This is a genomic window from Paenibacillus sp. FSL R7-0297, assembly GCF_038009025.1.
Classification (GTDB): domain Bacteria; phylum Bacillota; class Bacilli; order Paenibacillales; family Paenibacillaceae; genus Paenibacillus_AQ.
The window spans coordinates 6,384,379-6,403,129 of sequence record NZ_JBBPAQ010000001.1; the positions used below are offsets into that span (position 1 = coordinate 6,384,379).

At 50.1% G+C, this 18,751-nt stretch carries 15 protein-coding genes; 4 read left to right on the top strand and 11 right to left on the bottom strand.

All coding sequences use genetic code 11. The features are described 5' to 3' along the window. Positions 1–132: 132 nt before the first annotated feature. Together MKZ24_RS27905 and MKZ24_RS27910 are read left to right on the top strand one after the other, a co-directional pair. Positions 133–852: a molybdenum cofactor biosynthesis protein gene (locus MKZ24_RS27905; protein WP_042234462.1), complete on the top strand. Its 720-nt coding sequence runs from the start codon at positions 133–135 to the stop codon at positions 850–852. Between the two features lie 66 nt (positions 853–918). After that, on the top strand, positions 919–1,959 hold the full coding sequence (locus tag MKZ24_RS27910) for an HD-GYP domain-containing protein (protein ID WP_042234459.1): 1,041 nt from the start codon (positions 919–921) through the stop codon (positions 1,957–1,959). A gap of 84 nt (positions 1,960–2,043) precedes the next feature. Here MKZ24_RS27910 and MKZ24_RS27915 read toward each other — a convergent pair whose 3' ends face one another. The 3 genes from MKZ24_RS27915 to licT form a co-directional block, all read right to left on the bottom strand. Beyond that, a complete protein-coding gene (locus MKZ24_RS27915; protein ID WP_340788845.1) occupies positions 2,044–3,501 on the bottom strand; it encodes a glycoside hydrolase family 1 protein in 1,458 nt (485 codons plus the stop codon). Between the two features lie 50 nt (positions 3,502–3,551). Continuing rightward, complete coding sequence (locus tag MKZ24_RS27920; protein ID WP_340788847.1) at positions 3,552–5,414, bottom strand: beta-glucoside-specific PTS transporter subunit IIABC; 1,863 nt, start codon at positions 5,412–5,414, stop codon at positions 3,552–3,554. 221 nt (positions 5,415–5,635) lie between these two features. After that, positions 5,636–6,484, bottom strand: a complete 849-nt coding sequence (gene licT, locus MKZ24_RS27925) for a BglG family transcription antiterminator LicT (RefSeq protein ID WP_340788849.1) — start codon at positions 6,482–6,484, stop codon at positions 5,636–5,638. A gap of 268 nt (positions 6,485–6,752) precedes the next feature. Here licT and MKZ24_RS27930 point away from each other — a divergent pair, with 268 nt between their 5' ends. Beyond that, the gene (locus tag MKZ24_RS27930; protein WP_042234449.1) at positions 6,753–7,001 is read left to right on the top strand and encodes a DUF7667 family protein; all 249 of its coding nucleotides are present in this window, start codon (positions 6,753–6,755) and stop codon (positions 6,999–7,001) included. Between the two features lie 73 nt (positions 7,002–7,074). Here the strand turns inward: MKZ24_RS27930 and MKZ24_RS27935 are convergent, their stop codons facing one another. From MKZ24_RS27935 to MKZ24_RS27970, 8 genes are all read right to left on the bottom strand, one after another. Next, positions 7,075–8,943: an ABC transporter ATP-binding protein gene (locus MKZ24_RS27935; RefSeq protein WP_081956446.1), complete on the bottom strand. Its 1,869-nt coding sequence runs from the start codon at positions 8,941–8,943 to the stop codon at positions 7,075–7,077. Then, positions 8,940–10,709, bottom strand: a complete 1,770-nt coding sequence (locus tag MKZ24_RS27940; protein WP_340788856.1) for an ABC transporter ATP-binding protein — start codon at positions 10,707–10,709, stop codon at positions 8,940–8,942. The genes MKZ24_RS27935 and MKZ24_RS27940 overlap by 4 nt, the downstream gene beginning before the upstream one ends. An 869-nt stretch (positions 10,710–11,578) precedes the next feature. Further along, complete coding sequence (sufB, locus tag MKZ24_RS27945; RefSeq protein ID WP_340788858.1) at positions 11,579–12,976, bottom strand: Fe-S cluster assembly protein SufB; 1,398 nt, start codon at positions 12,974–12,976, stop codon at positions 11,579–11,581. Positions 12,977–12,995: 19 nt separating this feature from the next. Continuing rightward, positions 12,996–13,433 carry a Fe-S cluster assembly sulfur transfer protein SufU gene (gene sufU, locus MKZ24_RS27950; protein WP_042234441.1) on the bottom strand — a complete coding sequence of 146 codons (438 nt, stop codon included), beginning with the start codon at positions 13,431–13,433 and terminating at the stop codon, positions 12,996–12,998. Next, a complete protein-coding gene (locus MKZ24_RS27955; RefSeq protein ID WP_340788860.1) occupies positions 13,420–14,646 on the bottom strand; it encodes a cysteine desulfurase in 1,227 nt (408 codons plus the stop codon). Before MKZ24_RS27955 ends, sufU begins: the two co-directional genes overlap by 14 nt. Continuing rightward, entirely contained in the window at positions 14,643–15,944 is a 1,302-nt protein-coding gene (sufD, locus tag MKZ24_RS27960) for a Fe-S cluster assembly protein SufD (protein WP_042234435.1), read from the bottom strand. Before sufD ends, MKZ24_RS27955 begins: the two co-directional genes overlap by 4 nt. A 25-nt stretch (positions 15,945–15,969) precedes the next feature. Next, positions 15,970–16,752: a Fe-S cluster assembly ATPase SufC gene (gene sufC, locus MKZ24_RS27965; RefSeq protein WP_042135273.1), complete on the bottom strand. Its 783-nt coding sequence runs from the start codon at positions 16,750–16,752 to the stop codon at positions 15,970–15,972. 228 nt (positions 16,753–16,980) lie between these two features. After that, positions 16,981–18,021, bottom strand: a complete 1,041-nt coding sequence (locus MKZ24_RS27970; protein WP_340788865.1) for a nitroreductase family protein — start codon at positions 18,019–18,021, stop codon at positions 16,981–16,983. A gap of 209 nt (positions 18,022–18,230) precedes the next feature. On the opposite strand from MKZ24_RS27970, the gene MKZ24_RS27975 reads away from it, so the two are divergent. Continuing rightward, positions 18,231–18,734, top strand: coding sequence for a MarR family transcriptional regulator (locus MKZ24_RS27975; protein WP_042234433.1), 504 nt, complete (start codon positions 18,231–18,233; stop codon positions 18,732–18,734). The last annotated feature ends 17 nt before the right edge of the window (positions 18,735–18,751 follow it).

The following is an 18,751-nucleotide window of genomic DNA, read 5'->3' on the forward strand; positions in this document are numbered from 1 at the left end:
TGTACAGCCGTTTATAGTGTAAGCGGCAGGCTTGTGCTCTTCTAGAGTTAGCATAACATTTTCAGGCTCAATATGGTATATTGTAATCATTATAAGCTGTCCTAACTTATGTAACTAAGAGGTGATTAAATCATGCATGTGTCCATTCGACTGTTTGCGGGTCTGGCCGAAGTCATCGGCTCCTCTACTCTGACATTCCATGCCCATGAGTCGCCTTTGACAGCCGGCAAACTGAAAGAACTGCTCTCCGCTTCATATCCCGATGCCGCTCCGCAGATCAATGTATCCCTGGTTGCCGTTGACCGGGAATATGCGCCGGATGATACAGAGATTGCCGAAAGCTCCGAGGTGGCATTGATCCCGCCCGTGTCCGGCGGAGAACCTGAAGCTGACGAGACAGCAGACGGCCTGTTCAGCATTACGGATCAGCCCTTGAAGGCTGAGCTGCTCCTGGAGAAGGTACAGGATGTTAACCACGGAGCCTCACTCCTCTTTGTAGGCACCACCAGGGAGATGACTGGAGATCAACAGACAACCGCCCTTCATTATGAAGCTTATGTACCCATGGCACTGAAGAAGCTGCAGGAAATAGGCCTCCAGATTCAGGAACGCTGGCAGGCTCACTGCGCAATTGCACACCGGATCGGGCTCGTAGGGCTCAAAGAAGCCAGTGTTGTCATTGCCGTATCCGCACCGCACCGTGATACCTGTTATGAGGCTAGCCGTTACGCCATTGAGGCGCTAAAAGTCTCAGTCCCCGTATGGAAAAAGGATATCCGGGATTCAGGCTCACAGTGGCTCGGGAAAGATCTCCAGGCTGAAGAATCCTCCAGCTATAAACAGTACTCCTAAACCATTGAATATTCCCGACTTTGTTGCTATGCTGGAAAAAATCGCTATAGTAAGGTGGCATATTCATTGAGAGTACACGTCATGGATCTAAAACCGGGTGATCATCTGCGGATGGATACCTTCAGCTCACGAGGGCTGCATGTACTCCCCAAAGGATCGCGACTCCAGTTAGAGGAGATCGCCAAGCTGATACAGCATGGCGTAGATTATGTTGATATTGAAACGGTGCAGGAAGAACCCGCACCCTCAAGCAGGTCCTCAATCATCCAGGCTGCCTCCAGCAGCTTCGACATCATGATCGATGGTTTTGAATCTCTATATATGGAAGCACTCACTAAGGGAAGCTTCAATCAGTCCGTTGTAGACGATATCCTCCAGCCGACGTTATCCACGCTCGACAAACACAAAGATGTCGTCTCACTCCTTCTGCTGCTTGACCGGGAAGACAATTATACCTACAACCATTCCCTGCAGGTAGGGATGCTATCCTATTATATTGCCTCCTGGCTGGGATATTCCAAGGCGGAGTGTTATGAGATCGGCCGTGCAGGATACCTGATCGATATCGGCAAATGCCGGATCTCCCCTGATATTCTGAACAAACCCGGCAAGCTGACCGCTGCCGAATTCGACAAAATCAAACTACATACGGTTTACGGGTACGAAATCATTCAGAATTCCATGAACGATCCTTTCACAGCTTTAGTCGCCTTGCAGCATCATGAACGTGAAGACGGCTCCGGCTACCCGCATCAGCTTACCAAGAACGATATTCATCCTTATGCCCAGATTGCAGCGGTCGCCGATATATACAGCGCCATGACCTCCCACCGTGTCTACCAGTCCAAGCAGGAACTGATTTCCGTACTGCGCGAGATCAACTCACTCAGCTTCGGCAAGCTGAACGGCAAACCGGTACAAGCTTTCATTCAGCATCTCATGCCTAATTTCATCGGCAAACGCGTACTGCTCAGCACCGGAGATATGGGTGTAATCATCATGAACAACCCGCTGGATGTCTTCCGTCCGCTCGTACAGAGCGAAGGCAAATTCCTTGATTTGTCGCGCGAACGCAAAATTGCGGTCGTGGAGATCTATATGGAATAGGCCGGTTACATATAAATTCATGCAAAAAGGAGATTCCTGAACCCGGATACGGCTTCAGCGAATCTCCTTTTCTTTTAACGCAGGCTATAGTTCTTCACCATTGCTGGCGATGACCTTCTTGTACCAATGGAAAGAGTCTTTCTTCGAACGGTTCAACGTCCCGTTACCGTCATCATCCAGATCCACGTAGATGAAGCCGTAGCGCTTCGACATTTCCGAAGTAGACATACTCACCAGGTCAATCGGTCCCCAGCTTGTATAGCCCATCAGTTCCACACCGTCCATAATGGCTTCCTTCATCTGAGCAATATGCTGCCTTAGATAATCGATACGGTAGCTGTCATGGATGGAGCCGTCCGGCTCAACCTTATCATATGCCCCAAGCCCATTTTCAACGATGAACAGCGGTTTCTGGTAACGGTCATACATCGTGTTCAGCATAATCCGCAGCCCGGTCGGGTCGATCTGCCAGCCCCATTCCGAGGCCTTGAGATAAGGATTTCTTATCCCTCCGAACAGATTACCCTGTGCCCGTTCCCCTTCAGGACTAACAGACAGCGTGAGGGTCATATAGTAGCTGAATGCCACATAATCCACCGTGTACTGCTTCAGAAGTTCATCATCGCCCGGCTCCTTGTGGAGAACAATATTGTGCTCTGCAAAATAACGGTCCATATATTTCGGATATTCTCCGCGTGCATGGACATCGGTAAAGTACAGGTTCAGCTGATTCTCATGCTGGTTCAGCCGCACATCCTCCGGATTACAAGTAGCCGCATAGCTCTCCATCCGCGCCAGCATGCAGCCCATCCGGGAACCGGGGATAATCTCATGCACCAGCCTGGTGGCCAGCGAGCTTGCTACGAACTGGTGATGCAGTGCCTGGTATATCGTCTGCAGCTTATTCCCGGCACGGTCAATGACAACACCGCCGCCGGTAAACGGGCTAAGGGTCATCATGTTGATCTCATTGAAGGTGATCCAGTATTTCACTTTATCCTTATAGCGCCGGAACACCGTTTCGGCATAGCGGGTGAAGCAGTCAACGAGTTTGCGGGAGGCCCAGCCGTTGTATTTCTGCGTCAGACCGAGCGGAGTTTCGTAATGCGCCAGGGTAACCAACGGCTCTATCCCGTATTTATGCAGCTCATCGAATACATCGTCGTAGAATTTAAGACCGGCCTCATTCGGCTGGGCATCATCGCCATTCGGATAAATCCGTGCCCAGTTGATCGACAGACGGAACACCTTGAAGCCCATTTCAGCAAATAAAGCGATGTCCTCTTTGTAGCGGTGGTAGAAGTCAACCCCTTCACGTTTGGGAAAACGTGCGTTGAATTCGCCGGAAAGAATTTGAGCGATCCGCTCTGAGCTGATTTCGATAGCATGATCATTGCTTCGCTCTGCTTTGGGCACGTAGGCTACCATATCCGCACTGGACAGGCCTTTACCGCCCTGATCATAAGCGCCTTCCAGCTGGTTCGCGGCAGTAGCCCCGCCCCACAGGAAGTGATCCGGAAATTTCTGTTTGAACTTAGTCATGTGTATCTCCTTTTGTATGCCGCAGGTAATTACTCAATGGAGAGCGGCTTCTAGTGTATTAGGGTTAGCAAAGCTTCGCCGTTTATTACTTCACTTCCGGTATTCTTCAGAACATCGAGGTATCCTGCCGAGTTGGTGACAATGACCGGGGTCGCTGTTACAAAGCCTGCCGCACGGATAGCTTCCAGGTCAAATTCCAGTAATAGCTGTCCCTGCACGACCTTATCTCCCTCTTGTACCTTTTTGTCAAAATGTTTCCCTTTCAGCTTCACCGTGTTGACTCCTACATGGATCAACAGCTCTGCGCCGCCATCCGAAGTAATGCCAATCGCATGCCCTGTCGGGAATACCGTGGTTACCGTTCCGTTCACCGGAGAAGTCAGCTTCCCGGAGGACGGCTCGATGACAATGCCTTTACCCATTGCGCCGGAAGCAAAAGCTTCATCGGGCAGACTATCGAGCGGCTGCAGTGCTCCTGCCAGAGGACTTACCACCATTTCCTTGTCAATCATAGTTGGCGTAGTTGGGTTAACCGGTCCGCTTGAGTTAACAGATGCTGCTGTATCGGCTGCCGGGTCATCAAATCCAAGTACAAATACCAGGACAGCAGCCAATAAGAAGGCAACGGCAATACCGATGATTACCCAGATGAATCCAGTTCCGAAATAAGTAGGCAAGGCCAGCAGTCCCGGCAAGGAGAAGGACAGTGCTCTTGCGCCGCCTTGTGCGATAATCGCTCCACCGATCGCCCCGGAGATACAGGCGTAGATAAACGGTTTCTTGAGCTTCAGGGTAACCCCGTAGATTGTCGGTTCAGTAATCCCGAAGATGGCTGCCAGTGTGGAAGAACCGGCCAGAGCTTTGAGCTGCGGGTTCCTGGATTTCAGGAATACGCCGAATACTGCACCGGCCTGAGACAGAACCGCCGCACAGAGGATTGGCAGCATAGTATCATGTCCCAGAGTAGCAATATTACTGAGCATGATCGGTACAAAGCCCCAATGTACACCGAAGATCACGAATACCTGCCAGAATGCCCCGGCAATGGCCCCGGCAACCAAAGGACTAAGGTTGTACAGCCACGTATAGCCGGAAGCCAAACCGTCACTGATCAGTGATCCTACAGGCCCGAAGGCCAGGAACGTGAGCGGAATTACGATTAAGAGCGCGAACATGGGCACCAGAATATTTCGGACTGATTCATGAATAAACGAACGGAACCATTTCTCCACATAGGATTGTACCCATACCGCCAGAATGATCGGAATGACGCTGGAGGAATAGTTAATCAGCACAATCTTGATCCCCAGGAAGTTCAGCGGGTCCGGCGAACCCACAGCAGCAATTACCGAAGGGTATATCAGCGCCCCGGCTACTGCTATGGAGACAAATGGATTGGCTTTAAATTTACGCGCCGCTGTAACTGCCAGGAACACAGGCAGGAAGTAGAACACGCTGTCTGACGCCGCATTGAGAATCAGATACGTACCGCTGGTGCCGCTGATCCATTCCAGCGAGAGAATCAAAGCCAGCAAGCCTTTAAGAATCCCGGCACCGGCGAGTGCACCAAGAATCGGAGAGAAAATGCTTGAAATAATATCGACCGCTTTGCCGAGTACACCCGTACTTTCGGAGCTTTCGTCATTACCGCTTTTCTCGGCATCCTGCAAAGAGGTTTCCTTCATAATCTGCTCGAACACCTGGCTGACATTGTTGCCGATGACGACCTGGAACTGGCCGCTGTTCTCCACCACGGTAATGACACCCGGTGTTTTTTCAAGCGCTGCTTTGTTGGCCTTGCTGTTATCCTTCAATTTGAATCTCAGGCGTGTTGCACAATGGAATACGGAATTCACATTACCTTCTCCGCCAACGAGTGTAATAATCTGTTTGGATAAGTCTTTATTGCTCACTTGGGTATGCTCCTTTATATGTTCTGATTGATCAAACATCGCTGCAGAGGCGGGTTGTGCCAGCAAGTTCTACTCCCCCCTGCAAACAAGAAAAACCTGAACTCAGGGCAAAAGGGCGTCAAAAACGCTAATTTTGCCATCAGTTCAGGTTTTGCCTGCATTACCAGTTACACCCTGTAGGATGGAAAATATGAAGTTGTGAGGTTGGCACAGGTTACTTGTTATTCCAGACTATTACGGTCCGTCACCCGCTGGATGTGAATGGTCAGATAGACATATTCATCCTTGCTTAAGCTCTGGCCATGGGATTTCTCCAGATACTCATTGATCTTGCTTGCACATTCGAAGGCCTTGACATAAGTCTGCCTCACCTGGTTATACAGAAATTCCTCGCCGCTGTTATTGGTCTCCTTCTTCAGGATCCGCATGGAGAAATACTGCAGATGTGTCAGGAACCGCGAGTAATTCAGTGAAGTCTCATCAAGCACCAGCTTGTAGTGATAGGTAACAATATTCAGAATATTCTGCACGATTTCCGTCATCTTGACGGTTGATCTCATCTCATTGCCGCCATCCATCCTGGCATTCACCAGATGCAATGCAATAAAACCGGCTTCATTTTCACCTAGCGCTAGGCCCGTTGCCTGCTCGATAATCTTGAGGGCATCCAGCCCGATCTCATATTCCTTCTTGTAAAAGCGTTTGATTTCGAACAGCATCGCGTTCTTCAGCAGGATTCCCTTTTCGAAACGCTGCAGCGCAAAATGAATATGGTCTGTCAGCGTCAGGTACAGGTTATCACTCAGCTCAGTGCCCAGCACCCCGTTCGCATACATCACAATCTCATTAGCCAGCTCCAGATGCACCACTGGAATATCATTCAGCAGCTCCGTCAGCCTTGCCGTGAATTCGTTCTCATTAAGCAGGAAAATCTTGTCCACCTTAGCCGGATCTACATAATCCCCTGCCACCTTGTTGAAGGAAATCCCTCTGCCCATGACAATGACTTCCTTGCCTTTCTGGTTCTTGGTCAGAAGTACATTGTTGTTCAGCACCTTCTCGATAATCATCTCTATCTCACCTCCCGCCATATAGTTTGTACAAAAAAAGCCTAAGTTGATCCCAATATCATTAAGAAAATGATACTCGCATCAGCTTAGGCATTGCCCGCGTTACCGGTCACAATCCTGTATTACTGTTATTGTAGCATAAAAAAAAGCGATTTCAAGAACTTTATTTCTTATGATCTGAAAATTTATTTTCTGTCAAATGCTCCAGTTTGAATCCGCGTTTCCGGGGCTAGGCTGATAGCAAACGATCAATTGGAGGAGATAACCTATGCTTGCAGTTCATCAGCGCCTTGCGGAGCTGTATACCCTTAGTCTGAGACGGCCGCTGGCCGCAGCGGAACGCGACGAGCAGCAGCACTGCCTTCATGTCAACACGGTGTACTGCTGGGAAATGGCCCGGCTTAACAACGAAGCCATGCTGGCGGCACATACGGAAGACTCTCAGTGGCAGCAGGAGATTAGTGCACAGATGCTGGAGGTCCGGGTAACCGGCAGAGCCGCCAAGCGGCAGGGGTGAATTTCTATAAAAATAACAGCAGCCCTCCCTGCTAATAAAAGTGTGCCGGGGAGGGCTGCTGTTTGTCATTCACCTATAAGAAGCGGAACTGCGCTTCAATTAAACCGTTATAAATGCCATCACGCTCGGTAAGCTCGGCGTGATTGCCTTCTTCCTTGATCTCGCCATGATCCAGCACCACAATCTTATCCGCATGGCGGATGGTGGAGAGCCGATGGGCTACGATGAAGGAGGTCCGGCCCTGAAGCAGCAGCTTCAGCGCTTCCTGGATCTTGATCTCCGTCTCCGTATCGATACTGGCTGTCGCTTCATCCAGGATCAGAATCCGCGGATCGGCGAGCAGCGCCCGGGCGAAGGACAGCAGCTGGCGCTGGCCCATGGACAGTGCGCTGCCGCGCTCTTCGACTTCAGTTTCATAGCCGCCCGGCAGCTTCATGATGAAGTCATGGGCATCCACCGCCTTGGCGACCTCCTCGATCTCCTGATCGGTCGCAGTCAGCCGTCCGAACCGGATGTTGTCGCGGATCGTTCCCGAGAAGATGAAGGTATCCTGGAGCACGATCCCGATCTGTTCCCGCAGGCTCTGCAGAGTAACATTTCGGATATCCCTGCCGTCAATCGTGATGTCGCCGCTCTTGATATCATAGAACCGGCCGATGAGGTTGATGATCGTGCTTTTACCGGAGCCGGTATGGCCGACGAGGGCAATCGATTGGCCGGCTTTCACATCGAGATCAATGCCTTTGAGCGCGGCGCGGCCTTTTTCATATTCAAATACGACCTTGTTAAAGTGAATGTCTCCCTGAATCTTGGACAGCGGCGTTGCGCCCGGCTTATCCTGAACCGCAGGCTGCTCATCGAGATACTCGAAGATCCGTTCCGAGGAAGCCATGGCCACCAGCAGCTGATTGTACATCTGGCCGAGGCGGTTAATCGGGTCCCAGAAGTTACTGACATACGTACTGAAGGCCACCAGGAAACCAACGGTAAGCTCACCGGACTGGATCAGATAAGCCCCGAACCAGAAGAGAATCATCGTTCCGAAGCCGCCGGTGACTTCAATAATCGGACCGAACGCCTGGTTCATTGCCGAAGCCTTGTTCCAGGATTTCCGGCTGTCCATATTCATGGCATCGAAATAATGCATATTTTCTTCTTCCTGGGTGTAAGCCTGGGTCACGCGAATCCCCTGAATCGACTCATTCAGATGGGAGTTGATCCGGGAATTCTTCATCCGCACATCCTGCCAGGCGATCCGGATCCGCTGCCGCAGCTTGGTGGAGATCAGGAACATAACCGGTACAGTGATCATTACCGCAAGTCCCAGCTTCCAGTTGATCAGCAGCAGTATGACCATAATGCCGACCAGCTGGACGCAGTCGATCATCAGGTTGACGACCCCATTCGTGAACAAATCCTGCAGTGAGTTGATATCATTCGTCACCCGCACCAGTACTGATCCGGCCGGTCTTTTGTCGAAGAAGTTGAAGGAGAGCTTCTGAATATGGCGGAACAGATCCGAACGCAGATCATAAATGACCCGTTGCCCGATCACATTCGTATATTTAATCCGGTACACACCGGCGATCCATTGGATCAGATATAGCACAATAACACTGGCCGTCAGCGTGTATAGCAGCGTAAGACTTGAGTTGCCGTCCTCGGGAGCAATTGCCTTATCGATCGCCATACTTGTCAGGAATGGAACCGTCAGCTTCGTCACTGTACCAAGAATCATCATTACCGCAACGAGCGGCAGCATCTGCCTGGCATATGGCTTCATATAGCCGAACAGGCGGGTGAACTGCTTCCAGTCAAAAGCCTTGTCAATCACGTCATCATCCTTATAGACGAAACGCTCCTCCAAAGTCTGTTCCTCTGCCTTGCTGTTATCCTTCTCTAACGCCGCACTTGCGGCCTGCTTGGATGTCTCAAGATTCATGCCGGATCACCTGCCCCTAGTTCATTATCCCTGGCCAAATAATCGGCATATTGAATCCGGTATACATCCTGGTAAGGTCCCGGAACCTCAATCAGTTCCTTATGCGTACCTTGCTGCACCATCTTCCCTTCATTCATAACTATAATCTGGTCGGCATGGCGCAGAGAGGAAATCCGGTGGGCAATGATCAAGGTTGTACGTCCGCGCATAACCTCCTGGAATCCTGCCTGAATCTCATGCTCCGTCTCCATATCGACCGCGCTGGTCGCATCATCCAGAATGAGAATCCGCGGGTTCTTCAGCAGCGCGCGGGCAATGGCAATCCGCTGCTTTTGTCCGCCGGAGAGGCCCATCCCGCGTTCACCTACCACGGTATCATAGCCCTCCGGCATCTCCATAATGAACTCATGCGCCTTCGCCAGCTCGGCGGCACGGATGATTTCATCCATGCTGACATTTTTGAGTCCATAGGAGATATTATTGCGGATGGAGGAGGAGAACAGGAACGTCTCCTGGAACACCGTCGAGATCTGTGCACGCAGACTGCGGACCTGGAGATCACGGATATCCACCCCGTCGAGCTTGATACTTCCTTGATTCACATCATAAGCGCGCATCATCAATTGGGTAATGGTTGATTTCCCGGAGCCGGTTCCCCCCAGGAATCCGATGACCGCACCGGGCTCAGCATGGAAATGAATATCCTTGACTGCCGGCATCTTGTTCCCGTAAGCAAAAGTAACATGATCGAAGTCCACTTCGCCTTTCACATCGGACGGTACAAGCACACTTGCATTCTCTGTATCCTTCACATCTATCTGCTGATTAAGGACTTGAAGCACGCGTTCTCCGGATGCCTTGGACTGGGTATAGTTGTTGATTTGGAAGCCAAGGCCCCATACCGGACCGATAATATACCAGATCAGGCTGAAGAAAGCGACAAGTTCTCCGAGCGACATATGCTTGTTAATGACCAGTGTACCGCCAACTCCCAGCAATATCGCTACACTGACCGAAGCGAGCAGCTCCATCACAGGGAAGAATTTACTCCATAGCTCGGCGGCAAAAATCTGATTATCCTTATAACGTTCATTACGGTGTGAGAACTTCTCAACTTCGTAGGCCTCTCTGGCAAACGATTTGACTGTTCTCACCCCGGTGACATTCTCCTGTACAGCCGTTGTCAGGGAGCTTAACGCCAGACGCATCTCCTGAAAGGCCGGGTGAATCTTGGATTCGAATCTGAGTGCAACTACAGCCAGGAACGGCATAGTGATCAGAGTAACCAGCGTAAGCTGCCAGTTGATTGTGAACATCATGATGGAACCGAACAAAACCATAAAAAACACATTCAGCAATTGGGCAAATCCGAAGCCGATGAACATCCGGATCGCTTCCAAATCCCCGGTCAGCCGGGACATCAGGTCACCTGTCTTCGCCGTATCATAGTAACGGAAGGACAGGAATTGCAGCTTCTCATAGCAGGCATTGCGCAGCCGGTAGGCCAGAAAATTCCCCAGCCGTCCACCGAAGAAGCCATGGGCAAATTGGAGGCAGGCCTTAACAATAATTACACCAAGCACACTAAGAGCGAGTACGGGCACCTCAGTAAACTTTAGGGGAACAATAACATCATCAATCAATCTCCTTAACAAATTGGGGGTAATAAGCCCCACTGCAGTTGCGGCCGCCAAACATATAATCGACAGAATCAAATAGTGCAGCTTCTCCCGATAAAAGCCCCGCAGTTGCCTGAGAACATCCATATCTCTCCTCCTTAAAGCTTTACGAAGTAAAGCTACTTCGTAAGCATGGTCTTAGCCCCAAAACCTCACATCTCAAGCCACCTTTTTATGCGCTTTCAATTTAGGGACTTTAAGCAGTTTATCACCCATGATTTAATGCGGCAAAGGGGAGAAATGAGCATTTTCCTTGTTTTTTCGGAAAAAACAGGGCTTAAGCAGGTGAAAAAGACCTCCCATAGCTTTAATTCCTCCTATTTCCTCGTAAATACTGCTCAATTAAGATATAGCAAGATTCAACCCTGCGAAACAGCTTTTTGGCTGTCCGTTAAAAGGAATATTATGTATTAATATTATAAAAGTGTCACTGCAAGCCTTTAACGGCCCCCTTCCTGCCTGAGGCGGACTGACATTCCGCTAATCGGGCAAATCAGAGAATTTGCCTGCCGCCTGGACTCACATTCCTTTATTTGATCGCGCGCCTCTCCGTTCAGGCGCGAAAATACAAGATATCGGAATCTCAGTCCGTTTCAGCGTGACTCCACACAAAAAAGCACAAGCAGCAGAGCATAACAGCAATGCCTCGGTGCTTGCACTTATTCATTAGCCTAATCATTACACCATTCAGCTCAGAGAACATAATTCGGGCATCTCCAATCAACAACCCCTCCGGCATCCCCCTGCTCCGGGCTATCCAGTTCAAAGTTTGCTCCAAAGTGAAGAGTTCCGGCCAGAAGGTCATCGTTACTGAATCAGACTGGATAGCGATACCGGAGCAGCTGATTCCTGTAAGACATACTCAACAAAAAAATGCCCACAGATCTTAGACAATATTACGTCAAGAATCTGTGGGCACGTACTGGATATTACTTAATTATACTCGAGGCTCCTGTTTAACCGATAGAGCCTTCCATCTCGAACTTGATCAATCTGTTCATCTCTACCGCGTATTCCATCGGCAGCTCTTTGGTGAACGGTTCGATGAAGCCCATAACGATCATTTGCGTAGCTTCGGCTTCCGTCAGGCCACGGCTCTGGAGATAGAACAGCTGCTCTTCAGAGACCTTGGATACTGTAGCTTCATGCTCAAGCACGATGTTATCGTTCATGATCTCATTGTAAGGAATCGTGTCCGAGGTGGACTCGTTATCCAGAATAAGTGTATCGCATTTGATATTGGATTTCGCGCCTTCTGCCTGACGGCCGAAGGAAGCGAGTCCGCGGTAAGTGACCTTGCCGCCGTGCTTGCTGATCGACTTGGAGACGATGGTGGATGTGGTGTCCGGTGCCAGATGAATCATTTTGGCGCCTGCATCCTGGTGCTGGCCTTTGCCTGCTACCGCGATGGACAATACCGAACCCTTGGCTCCGCGGCCTTTAAGCACGACAGCCGGGTATTTCATTGTCAGCTTGGAACCGATGTTGCCGTCTACCCATTCCATGGTGGCATTTTCTTCGGCTACCGCACGTTTCGTTACAAGGTTGTAGATATTCGGCGCCCAGTTCTGAATGGTCGTGTAACGAACACGGGCATTCTTCATGCACAGAATTTCAACCACTGCACTATGCAGGGAGTTGGTACTGTAGATCGGTGCGGTACAGCCTTCGACGTAATGCACGAAGCTATCCTCATCTGCAAGAATCAGCGTACGCTCAAATTGTCCCATGTTCTCGGAGTTGATCCGGAAGTAGGCCTGCAAAGGCACTTCACATTTCACACCCTTCGGAACATAGATGAAGCTACCGCCGGACCAGACTGCACTGTTGAGTGCGGCGAACTTGTTGTCTGCCGGAGGAATGATCGTCCCGAAGAACTTCTTGAACAACTCCGGGTGATCACGCAGTGCAGAATCCGTATCGGTGAAGATTACACCCTGATCTTCAAGGTCCTTCTGCATGCTGTGGTAAACAACCTCGGATTCGTACTGCGCCGAGACACCGGCCAGGAATTTCTGCTCCGCTTCCGGAATGCCAAGCTTATCGAAGGTTTCCTTGATCTCCGAAGGCACTTCTTCCCAAGTCTTACCCTGTTTCTCAGAAGGTCTTACATAATATTGAATGTCTTCGAAATCCAGATCGTCCATATTGCCGCCCCATGTTGGCATTGGCATCTTGCGGAACTGCTCCAGGGACTTCAGACGGAAATTAAGCATCCATTCCGGCTCGTTTTTGATTGCGGAGATTTCCCGGACAATTTCTTCCGTGAGTCCTTTACCAGACTGAAATATCGACTTGTGCTCGTCACGGAATCCAAACTGGTATTCCTCCATATCAGGCGCTTTCTTAGCCATGGTGTCAGCCTCCTTGTTTCTAATGTTGTGGGTGATTCTCTTCCGTATCTATGCCTTTGCGAAGCGCGTTCCAGGCCAGTGTGGCGCATTTGATCCGCGCCGGAAATTTATTAACACCGGACAGGGCTTCAATATCTTCGTAGTCTCCGAAATCTGCTGCTTCACCCTTCATCAGAGAGGAGAAGCTGTCCGCCAGTTCAAGCGCATGCGCTACAGTCTGGCCTTTGACCGCTTCCGTCATCATCGAAGCCGACGACATGCTGATTGAACAGCCTTCGCCGCTATAACGGGCGTCCTTGACGACGCCGTCCTCTACCTTAAGCTGAAGCGTAATGCGGTCGCCGCAGGTAGGGTTATTCAGCTCAATCTTGAGTGCATCATCTTCGAATGAACCACGGTTCCGGGGATTTTTGTAATGATCCATAATTACGCGTCTATATAAGTCATCCAAGTTCATAGGCGAAATACTCCTTTGCCTTGATTAAGGCTTGAACCAGCGAATCTACATCCTGTTCCGTATTGTACAGGTAGAAGCTGGCCCGAGCTGTAGAGCTGACCTCCAGCCAGCGCATCAGCGGCTGGCAGCAGTGATGTCCGGCGCGGACAGCAACCCCTTCCGCATCCAGCACGGTAGCTACGTCATGCGGATGGACATCACCAAGGTTGAAGGTTACTACTCCAACCTGACGGTTTCGGGGGCCGTAGATCGTCAGATCACTGATCCCTGACAGGCGCTCCTCCGCATAAGCGGCAAGCTGCATCTCATGACGGTGAATATTATCAAGGCCCACTTCCTGCAGGAAATCAATCGCTGCTCCCAGTCCAACGGCACCTGCAATAATCGGTGTCCCGCCTTCGAACTTCCAGGGCAGCTCTTTCCAGGTCGATTCGTACAGACCTACATCATCAATCATCTCGCCGCCGAACTCGACAGGCTCCATGGTCTCCAGTAGTGCCTTCTTACCATACAAAGCGCCGATTCCGGTAGGGGCGAGCATCTTGTGACCGGACAGTGCATAGAAGTCACAGTCCAGATCCTGCACATCCACCTTCATATGCGGTGTGCTCTGTGCTCCGTCTACCACGATTACGGCGCCGTTGCGGTGAGCGATTGCTGCAAGCTCTTTGATAGGATGGGTGACACCCATAACATTGGATACATAAGCGATAGCTACGATCTTGGTCTGAGCCGTGATCGTCTTCTCTGCATCCTCCAGCGTCACCGTACCATCCTTCTGCAGAGGAATGAATTTCAGGGTTGCCCCTGTCTTCTTGGCCAGCTGCTGCCAGGGAATGAAGTTACTGTGATGCTCCATCTGGGTAATCACGATCTCATCCCCCTCCTGCAGGACAGAAGGTCCGTAAGAGGAAGCTACAATGTTAAGTGCGCTTGTAGTACCGCGTGTGAAAATAATCTCCTTCGTGCTGAGGGCGTTAATGAACTTAGCCAGCTTCTCGCGGGCGCCTTCATAAGCATCCGTTGCCCGGCTGCCCAGCGTATGCACTCCGCGGTGGACATTGGCGTTATCCCATTCATAATAAGACTTGACCGCCTCAATGACCTGGCGCGGCTTCTGGGAAGTGGCCGCGCTGTCCAGATACACCAGTGGGTGGCCGTTAATATTCTGATTCAAGATGGGAAATTGCTCCCGAACTCCGCTGCTAATCATTGGCCTAACTTCCTTTCCACAAGAGATTGGAGCTGATTGCGCAGTCCCTCCAGTGGAATTTGCGACACAACAGGAGCTAGGAAGCCATATATGATCAGTGTTTCTGCGTCATGCCGCGTAATTCCCCGGGACATCAGGTAATAGACTTGCTCGTAATTGACCTGTCCTACGGAAGCGGCATGGCCTGCAGTTACATCATCTTCATCTATAAGGAGGATCGGGTTGGCGTCGCCGCGTGCTTTGGGACTCAGCATCAGAACCTTCTCGGTCTGCTGTCCGTCCGCTCTTGTCGCACCTTTCTCGATCTTCGTAATTCCGTTAATAATGGAAGTGGCCGAATCCCGCATCACTGCGCGGGTAATCATATCACTCGGAGTGTTTCTGCCAAAATGCTGGGCCTGTGTAGTGTAGTTCAGCTTCTGCGAACCGGTACCTACAGCAATTACCTTGGCATCCGAGCTTGAGCCGTTACCCTTCAGCACAGACTTGGTGTCGCTCGCCGTATCGCCATAGTTCATCTCACCGATGATCCATTCGATCGTTCCGTCATTCTCCACTACCGCACGGCGGTAGGTAACATCCGTGGTATCTTGCCCAAGCTGATGCACCGTGGCATAGCGTACTGTGGCTCCCGCCCCTACAAATACCTCAACGGCCCCGTTATGCAGACCCGCTTCGGACTTATCCGATACATAGTTATCTACGTAAGTTAATGAACTATTCGTATCAGCAACAATCAGAATATGCGGGACAAAAGCAGCCTCTGCATCATCCGTTAACAGCACCGCCTGCAGCGGGGTTTCGATGATGACATTCTTCGGAACATAGAGGAATACCCCGCCGTTCCACAGCGCTGCATGCAGTGCTGCGATGGAATGCTCTTCAGGCAATACTGCCTTATGCAGATAACGCTGCACCAGATCACCATGCTCTCTGACTGCTGTCTGCAGATCAGTGAATATCACGCCTTGCGCAGCCAGCTCAGGAGCCAGACGGGCATATACGGCTCCCGAATTGCGCTGAATGATCAGGCTGCCTTCCTCCTGATCCTTGATCAGAGCGGCAATTGAAGCAGGTGCTTCGCTAAGGGATGTGAATGCCTGGCTTGCCTTGTACTCTCCGTAGTTGTTAATGTTCCAGCGGTCAATCCGTGTCTTCTCCAGCTTCGGCAGGGCAAGCTCAGCGGCAAGCTCCAGTGCCTTCAAGCGGCTGTCCTTCAGCCAGCCCGGTTCGCCGCTGCTCTGCGATAATTCGCCGAGCTTCTGGGCATCCACGGGAAGAATGGTTTGCGTCGTCATAAGTGATTTCCTCCTTCCAGCGTTTCTAAGCTTCTTGTCCTACAGTTTCGTCTTCAATGCCGAGTTCTTCCTTAACCCATTCATAACCTTCTGCTTCCAGACGTTCCGCAAGCTCAGGGCCGCCGGATTTCACAATCCGTCCCTGCATCATGACATGTACATAATCAGGTTTGATGTAGTTAAGTAAACGCTGATAGTGAGTGATAACCAGGAATCCGCGTTCCGGACTGCGCATGGAGTTCACACCATCGGCAACAATTTTGAGTGCATCAATATCAAGACCGGAGTCGATTTCGTCAAGAATGACGATCTTAGGGTCCAGCATCATCATTTGGAGAATTTCATTACGTTTCTTCTCACCGCCGGAGAAGCCTTCGTTCAGGTAGCGGTGCAGGAATTCAGGATTCATATCCAGTTCCTTCATCTTAGCTTCCATCAGCCGGATGAAACGAATCAGGGAAATCTCACTGCCCTCTTCACGCCGGGAATTAATTGCACTGCGCAGGAAGTCGGAATTGGTTACCCCGCTGATCTCGCTCGGATACTGCATAGCCAGGAACAGGCCGGCACGGGCGCGTTCATCCACTGCCATCTCGAGCAGATCTTCACCTTCAAGCACGGCTGTGCCTTCTGTAACCACATACTTTGGATGACCCATCAAGGCTGAGGCCAAAGTACTTTTACCAGTACCGTTCGGTCCCATGATGGCGTGAATTTCTCCGCCCTTCATTTGAAGGTTGATCCCCTTCAGAATTTCTTTTCCTTCAATCGTCGCTTTCAGTCCCTCAATGACAAAATCTGCTGCCATAATTATTATTCCCTCCATTGATCGATTTGCGAAATCAGAAAGTTGTATTGTCACAGGATTTCCCTGATTACAAGCAATTAGATTTTATATCACATTATAATTATTATAAATTGAATCACATTGATTATCAATGATTCTCACTAATTTTATTACAAAGATCCGATTTTTACAAATACCCACTATCAAATTTATTACTCTGCAGCCTGAATCTGCAGCTATTAATAGAAATTATTGCCTGAGACCGCTCCCCCTGCTGAACTGTTCGAAAACCACTGGAGCAGACAGGGAATTAGAGACTCTCTTCTCTCCCCCCAGTTCAAGCACAGCAACGATCCGTTCCCGGGGGCGAATTCCGAATGACCTGCACTGCTCCGCGTCATAAATCCATTCGGGAATCAGGCGGCGCAGGTTCCATGGTTCGGACTTGGCCAGCAGCTGAAAGTTCTGGATCAGACAGCACACTGCCGCATAATCCTCTTCCTGTCGGTGAAGATCCGATTCCTCCGTAGCTACGACCATAAGGAACGGTATTGAAGCTTCCTCTCCAGAGGCTCGCAGTTTCCGGGCAGCTTGCCCCCCCGTTACATAGATAAAACGCCAGGGTTCTCTCATTCCGTCATTTGGCGCCCATACAGCCTCGTTAAGCAGTTTCAGGATGCTTTGCGAAGAAACAGGGTTGAGATCCGGATGTAATCTGTCGTCTTCACCTATTATACTCCAACGCTCCTCTGCCGGGGTTCTTTTCCGGGCTTTCGGCGTCTTCTCGAAGTAGCCGATTTCCATCATCCCGGCAAACCTCTCCCCTTCTCTCAGGCCTATTGCAGTAAACAATGATTCGCTGCAAAACATGGGATCCGTATACCACAGCATCCCTAGCCCTTGTTCCCAGCCCAGCAGCTGAATATTCTGCATAATGCTGCAAACCGCAGCGTAATTTTCGTCGCGCTGCCGCTGCTTGTCGGCGGATTCAGCAATGAAGACTACGTGAGCGGGAATATCCGTTACTTTTTTTTTTAATAACTCTGTAATTTTGGCAGGAAGGAGTTTTCCCAGATGACTTTCCTTCATCTTGGCAATCATGCTGTCAGCCAGCTCTTCACGTGCCTCCGGTGTGGCGAAATAAAGACAGCGCCAATACGGCGTCCCCTCAGCTTCGTACAGGCTTGCTGCCTCATTCAGCAAAGAAACGATCCCTTCTAATTCGACCGGCCTTGCGCTGAATTTCCGAATGGTCCGCCGTTCTCTTATCGCTTGAGACACATTCTTCATCGTTATCCTCCCCGAAATATTGTTAACATTCAACAATTTAAATTGTTTACTAGTAAACTATATTTCGTGAAAACATAGCTGTCAATCTATTTATTGGAATAAATACTGAGCTTTAATAGTTAAACATCGAAATCCCTCGTTAGTTTACAAGTGAATAATTTAGAGGTAGGATAAAGATAATTTTGCATAACAGGGAGATGCCAATCCTTATGAACTCATCCGAAGGACTTAAGCGGTTGCTGTATGGCCGCTTACTCCACTTAACGCATTTAAACGAACAGCTTTTTGCATCCGAGCTCGATGCATTCGCTGATCTTACCCGTCAGTATGGGCTGACTTTCACTTCAAACTCTTTGACAAGCATTCATGTCATTGACTGCATCGGCAACCACGAGCCTATTAACAGCACCTCGATTGCGGAAAAAATGAATTTGTCCAAGGCGAGCATTACGAAAATCAGCGGCAAGCTCCTCCAGGAAGGCTGCATTAAGCGCAGCCGGATGAATGACAACAGGAAAGAAGTCTATTTCAGCCTTACCCCCAAAGGCAGGCAGCTCTTTGTCGTTCACGCCGAGATGCATGAAAACTTTGAACAGAGCTTTATTCAGGGTTTGAACACATTCTCGGAGGCGGAACTGCAGGCTTCATTGAAATTTATTCAAACCGTGATAAGTCATAGTGACACTATGATTAAAAATGACGAGAATTCCTAGTCAGTATAAAGCTTACT

Coding starts and splice junctions, on each gene's coding strand:
- MKZ24_RS27955 (WP_340788860.1), bottom strand. CDS start 14,646: ATGATTAGCAGCGGAGTTCGGGAGCAATTTCCCATCTTGAATCAGAAT.
- sufB (WP_340788858.1), bottom strand. CDS start 12,976: ATGGCTAAGAAAGCGCCTGATATGGAGGAATACCAGTTTGGATTCCGT.
- sufC (WP_042135273.1), bottom strand. CDS start 16,752: ATGGCAGCAGATTTTGTCATTGAGGGACTGAAAGCGACGATTGAAGGA.
- licT (WP_340788849.1), bottom strand. CDS start 6,484: ATGATTATCGAGAAGGTGCTGAACAACAATGTACTTCTGACCAAGAAC.
- MKZ24_RS27935 (WP_081956446.1), bottom strand. CDS start 8,943: ATGAATCTTGAGACATCCAAGCAGGCCGCAAGTGCGGCGTTAGAGAAG.
- sufU (WP_042234441.1), bottom strand. CDS start 13,433: ATGAACTTGGATGACTTATATAGACGCGTAATTATGGATCATTACAAA.
- sufD (WP_042234435.1), bottom strand. CDS start 15,944: ATGACGACGCAAACCATTCTTCCCGTGGATGCCCAGAAGCTCGGCGAA.
- MKZ24_RS27930 (WP_042234449.1), top strand. CDS start 6,753: ATGCTTGCAGTTCATCAGCGCCTTGCGGAGCTGTATACCCTTAGTCTG.
- MKZ24_RS27905 (WP_042234462.1), top strand. CDS start 133: ATGCATGTGTCCATTCGACTGTTTGCGGGTCTGGCCGAAGTCATCGGC.
- MKZ24_RS27975 (WP_042234433.1), top strand. CDS start 18,231: ATGAACTCATCCGAAGGACTTAAGCGGTTGCTGTATGGCCGCTTACTC.
- MKZ24_RS27915 (WP_340788845.1), bottom strand. CDS start 3,501: ATGACTAAGTTCAAACAGAAATTTCCGGATCACTTCCTGTGGGGCGGG.
- MKZ24_RS27940 (WP_340788856.1), bottom strand. CDS start 10,709: ATGGATGTTCTCAGGCAACTGCGGGGCTTTTATCGGGAGAAGCTGCAC.
- MKZ24_RS27970 (WP_340788865.1), bottom strand. CDS start 18,021: ATGAAGAATGTGTCTCAAGCGATAAGAGAACGGCGGACCATTCGGAAA.